The sequence below is a fragment of the Candidatus Ichthyocystis sparus genome (assembly GCF_900078745.1).
GTDB classification, from domain to species: Bacteria; Pseudomonadota; Gammaproteobacteria; order Burkholderiales; family 2013Ark19i; genus Ichthyocystis; species Ichthyocystis sparus.
Genome location: NZ_FKII01000096.1, coordinates 1 through 6104, shown reverse-complemented (window position 1 = coordinate 6104; position 6104 = coordinate 1). Strand labels below are relative to the sequence as shown.

4 protein-coding genes are annotated in these 6104 nt (G+C 40.6%); all 4 read right to left on the bottom strand.

Annotated elements, in window-relative coordinates:
• Positions 1 to 270: 270 nt before the first annotated feature.
• Positions 271 to 501 (bottom strand): hypothetical protein, encoded by a 231-nt coding sequence (locus A6733_RS08150; RefSeq protein WP_092415478.1) that lies wholly within the window; start codon positions 499 to 501, stop codon positions 271 to 273.
• A 15-nt stretch (positions 502 to 516) separates the two neighbouring features.
• Positions 517 to 726 carry a hypothetical protein gene (locus A6733_RS08145; RefSeq protein WP_092415475.1) on the bottom strand — a complete coding sequence of 70 codons (210 nt, stop codon included), beginning with the start codon at positions 724 to 726 and terminating at the stop codon, positions 517 to 519.
• A gap of 195 nt (positions 727 to 921) precedes the next feature.
• Entirely contained in the window at positions 922 to 1059 is a 138-nt protein-coding gene (locus A6733_RS09525) for a hypothetical protein (RefSeq protein ID WP_176696169.1), read from the bottom strand.
• Between the two features lie 87 nt (positions 1060 to 1146).
• Positions 1147 to 6104: hypothetical protein (locus tag A6733_RS09270; protein WP_176696812.1), on the bottom strand; the 4958-nt coding region annotated here is incomplete at its 5' end.

Below are 6104 nucleotides of genomic sequence, written 5' to 3'. Positions count from 1 at the left end.
TTTCGTCAAATCAGCATAAATTATATATAAAATAAAAACTCACCAGTGGGGAATCATGTGTTTCTTAAATAACATAAAATTTACTCTCAATTTCGCAAATATTCCTAACTATTGCACAATCAATATGATACACATCATTAACTCCAAAGAAATAAATGGTTTCCGTTAGATCATGGATAACGAAAAAATCAACGCGCCGCACTAAACACACACCATGCACACGATAAACGAATAAAGTTATGTAATGCTAACAGTAGGAAGAATAAATTCTCACAAACTACTCATTTCTTTTACTACCACTTCCTCTCTGATCATTTTACTTTGGTGTGAGGAAAATACACCTTCTCCACCTCTACCACATATAGTATACCTACTTGATTCACTGGCGCGGGGTAAAGGTGGAAAACCCAGATTTAGCAGCACTGCCAATCTCACTCCGATACCCCCCTCAGCAGCAATACCGGTAGCATTAGCTACCAGAGGAACACTGCTAACATCCACAGGCTCAGAAGAGGATCATACAACGATCACTACCACTTCATAGATACCGAAGAGGAAGGTCCGTTCAGCCGCAATACCACTACCCATAGGAACCTCAAGAGTCGCCCCAATAAATGATCCATGAATAACAAATAATTTCTTAGGTCCACTAAAATAACTATAAGAACTACTATCTGCCGTGGAAGATTCTCCAATAAGCGTCAGTAGAAACTGATTGATCCCCATAGAAAAATTTAACAAATCTAAAAGAAGATTGAATTGCTTCTTGGACCTAAGATAACTCTTAGGCAGAGATTAACGCTCAGGTTGAGATTATGCCGAAATTACACACTAAAGATGAAGAATGCATAAGACCTGTAGTACTACTTCCTGTAAGCTGTACCTTCACTTGTAATTTTACTACTACCTACTGTTTTGTTTTTATTTGCCATCTTGCTTTTTTATTTGTCTTATATTTTGGGAAAACCCCCAAAATCCATGTTCTCGTTCATAATAAACTTTACCAGTTTCCATATCCCCACCTAGAGCTGAATATATAGACTCCACTAGCTCACGCACAACTCAACCTAGTCTCGATAAAAAATCCACTAAGCCACCTCCATCCACTTAACTAAAACTACCAACACATAAACAGCACCACCGCTATCAATCTAACTTCTCTAGCCAATGGTGTTGTAAAAAAGGAGCAAATATAGGCAGCTGCTCACACTCAAATGAAGATTCAGGTATGAGAGGCGACAAAGACCCACTAGAAACACCAGATTGAAGATCACTACTGGGTAATAATTCCGGTTGAGGTTGGAGTAATAATTCCGGTTGAGGTTGGAGTAATAATTCAGGCTGAGGTTGCACATCAACACCCGTAACACCACCACTCGAAGCCTTGCCTTTACTTGTAATTTTACTACTACTTCCTGGTATTCCTTTTCTACGTCTTTTTATACCTTCTCTACGTCTTTTTACACCTTCTCTACGTCTTTGGTAAACTGAGAGTGCTAATTCAGGAACACCAGCGGTGTTAAGGACATAAATTAAATCTTCACAACTAACATTATCCAATGAGCCATCTTCTAGTTCAGAACAGGCTCTATCAACTTCTACACCCCACTGCGAGTTAAATACACAACTAATTAAATCATGAACAACATAATCTAGTCTTGACAAAAAATCTACTAAACTACCTCCACTTAATTGGAGCCCAAGATCAGATGAATCTGATAGTACTCTAATATTAGAAAGATCACGTACAAAGTCAGGACGATAATTGTAATGATATGAACCCAAACACCCAGAAATAAAATTATATAGATTCAGTTCCCTGTAGGTTTCGAACCAAACAGATCGCCCAACAACCGAAAGTCCACTACCAATAGCAGTTGAGATGTAACTGCGAACCGATCTCAAAAAAGACGTTACAACATATAAATGAACTCTACGAAAGAAACTATGAATTAGTGGAACGCTATCAGGATGTAACTCAACACCCAGCGAAGAAGCACATTCAAGATATGAAGGAATTGAAACTGCAGAAGAAGATGGAGTATCATCCTCAGCAGAAATTAGATCAGGAGAAGGTCCACCACGAGAATTTTCAGCAGAAGACAACAGACCCAATTCGGAAGTATGAGGAACAGCAACACCATCATACGCATGTCCTTCTGCTGCAATTGGGTCAGACGAAGTCCCACCACGAGAATTTTCGGCGGAAGACAACAGCATTACCGATAATTCTACCTGAGAAATACCAGCAACACTCATAACATCTACAAGATCTCTACAATTAATGGCACTCAAGGACTCCTCTTCCAGAGGAACAGAAACCTCACTTAAACAAGAGTCAAAAATAGACTCAACCTCACTACGGATAGCACAATCTAGCCTCGATAAAAAACCTAGCAAAGCATCTCCAGTTAATGTCACCGCAGCATGGCCAGAAAAATCCGATACTACTTGAATGCTAGGAAGAGTTCTTATAAATCCAGGGCGATGATTAGCATGGTACTCACCAAGACACCTAGATACAAAAAAATACTTACACATTGAACTATAGGTATGGTACCAAATGGCTAGCCCAGTCATTGAAAATTTACCACTCATGATTGATGGAAGCTGTTTTCTTATCATCCCCTCATAAACTCGTCTAGCAAATTCACCAACCTCATAAAAAAGACCTGCAATTACTTGAACACTCTCAGGAGATAGCACAACACCCAGTGAACTCAAAATATTCGGATTAAGAGTAGTAGCCAAATAAGAAACAGCAGCAGAAGCAGCACCTTTTTTGGCAGAAGCCTTACCTCTACCCCTAGTACTCACCCCATTACCCAAAGCAGTAACAACATCTGAAATAGCAGCATCTGAAGTAGTATCGCGAGGAACCAGAACTTGCTGCAAATTTCCTCCAGCAATACTTCCTTGTATATACCCCTCTTCCGCTTCTCTGCTACTACCAGCATTTTCGCTATCTGAGACATCACTAAAAGTAGCAACAGCAGTTACAGAAGCAAAAGAAACATCAGCAGCTACTACTGACTCAGATGGAGGCAAAGAAGACTCAGTACCTTCAGGTGGTACCACAAAAGTAGAAACAGCAGCAGATACATTACCAGATTGATCTCTATCTCTATAATAAAGCGATTTAACAAATTTAAGAGAAGACTGACTAGAATCCTCCTCCAATAGCAACAAAGACCCTAACCGCGTCCCAGATAGAAGATGATGCTTGGGTAATGACCCACGTTGAACAAGAGGCAAAGAAGATTGGGGCTTGAATTTTTGCTTGGTCTTGGGTTTGGATTTGGGGCGAACTTGCTGAAGGGAGGCGTCCAAAGAACAAGCAGCACTTCCTGATTTTTTGCTCTTATTTATCACATGTTTTTTTTCATATTCTTGAGAAATTGAAAATGCTACCACGGGAACACTAACAGCATCGAAAATATTAACAAAATCTTCACAACCAACATCACTCAATGATCCATCTTCTAGTTCGGCAAAGACTGAATCAGCTACCCTATCCCACTCCAAGCTAAATATAGACCCCACTTCCTCGCGAATAGCACAATCCAGCTTTGATAAAAAACTTAGTAACTCACCTCCACTTAATGGCACTGCATTACGATCAGAGGAACTTGACAATACTCTAATACCAGCAAGAGAGCGTATAAAATCAGGACGGTATCTGTGATGATACAGACAAAGACACCTAGCCATAAAACTAAGTAAATGTAGTTCCCTATATGTTCTGCACCAAATAGCCTGCCCAACTGCAGAAAGTTCACTACTTACAGCCCTTAAGAGACGTTTCAGTGTCATCGAGTAAGACGTTCTGGCAGATCTACGAATGACAGAAAAGAGATCGCAAATTAGTTTAGCACTATCAGGATGTAACCTAACATCAAGCAAATCAACATATTGAACAGACAATGAAGCACAAGAGGAAGAGATCGAAACTGCAGAAGCAGTTGAAGTACTCGCTTTAGTAGAAACAGGCAGCACCCCAACAGCAGTAGTACAAACAGTCCCTGCCTCAGAATAAGTAGAGACAGGAACACTATCGCTACCAACACTATCGCTACCTTTATGTCTTTTTGCCACAATCAGACCAGAAGAAGATTCACCCACAGAGTCTCCAACAGAAGAAGAAAGCAGAGTCAATTCAGTAAGTGCACTGGAAGTCTCTCCTAATGGCAACGAAGAACCCAATTGCGAACCACCAGATTGAGATGGTAATGACCGAGGACTGGGAGGAGAAGAATGCGTAAGGTCTACAACACCAATTACTGGTGCTACACCCTTACCTTTACCACCTCTTCCCTTTGTGGAGATCCCTACATTTGTTGATAACGCCATCGCGAGAATGCCAGCAACGTCAAGGACTTTAACAAAATCTCTACAATTAATAGCACTCAAGGACTCACCTTCCAGAGAAACAGAAACCTCACTCCAACAAGAGCTAAAAACAGACTCCATCTCTCTACGGATAGCACAATCCAAACTCAATAAAAAATCTAGCAAATTACCTTTGGCATCAGATAGTACTTGAATTTTAGAAATAGAACGTACAAAATCAGGGCGGTGCTTAGCATGATACTCACCAAAACACCTGGACACAAAACTAACCTCACACGTCGCCGTGTAGGTCCTGTACCAAATAGCTCTTTCAGTCACTGAAAGCTTGTCACTTATTTCTTGTGGGAGCTGTTTGCTTACCATGTCTTCATAAATGCTCCTGGCAAGTGCACCAACTTTAGAAAAGAGAGCTTTAATCATCAGAGCACACTCAGGAAATACCATAGCACACAGTGAAGCACAATCTAGAGCAACGGCAGATTTTTGGGCATAAAACCTTCCTCTACCCCTCTCAGCATCCACCTCTTTATCTACAGCAGTAGTAGTGGTTGAAGAAGAGCCTGGCTCCGTAACCTCAACCGCACATTCATTCCCACTTCGCAGCTTCTCCATTTTACTTATCGCACGTTTTCGCCTTTTTCTCATCGTGTCATATCTTTGAGAGACTGAAAGAGCTACTACAGGAACACCAACAATATCGAGGACTCTAATAAAATTTTCGCAACTAACAGTGCTCATTGATTCATCTTCTAGTTCAGAAAAAACTTTACCAGTTACTTTACCCCACTCCGAGTTAAATACAATTTCCACTTCCCCACGAACAGCACAATCTAGTCTCGATAAAAAACCTAATAACCCGACTCCACTTAATGTCACTAGACTACGATCAGAGGAACTTGACAATACCCTAATACTATCAAGAGCACGTATAAAATTCGTGTAACACCTAGAGTGATACACACAAATCACCCTAGACATAAACCTAGATAGATACAGCTTCCTATAGGTTTTAGCCCAAATAGCTTTTTCAAGGGCCGAAAGCTCACTAATCATTATCGTTGAAATGTAATTTAGCATCGATATTGAGAAAGACCTTCTGGCAGAAGAACGAACTTTGCAAAAGACACTACAAATTAATTCAGCACTGTCAGGATGTAATTTAACACCCAGCAAATCAACACACTTAACAGATTCGGAAGGTGCACTAGAAGAATCTCCTAATGATAATGAAGAGCCCAATTGTGAATCAGATTGAGAACGCGTACGTTCAGGATGAGACTGAGGTGGCAATGGTTGAAAAGCAGAGGGGGAAGAGTGTGTAGGATCTATAACACTAACTCCTGATGCCGAACACCCACCCCTGCCCTTACTTATTGCACGGCTTTTACTTCCTGTAGGTTTCGCTCCTAGCAATACCAATGATGCTAGTGGAGGAATATTGGCAACTTCGAGGACATCGATAAAATCTTTACAACTAACAGAATTCAAGGACCCTTCTTCCAAAGTAACAGAGACCTCACTCCAACGAGAGTCAAAAATAGACTTCACCTTATTATGGACAGCACAATCTAGCTTCGATAAAAAATCTAACAACCTATCTCTAGGTAATGGCACTACATTACGTTCAGAGAGTACTCGAATATCAGGAAGAGCACGTATGAAGCCAGGGCGGTGCTTATGATGGTACTCACCAAAGCATCTGGATACAAAACTATATTCACACATCAACCTATAGGTAAAGTACCAAATAGCTT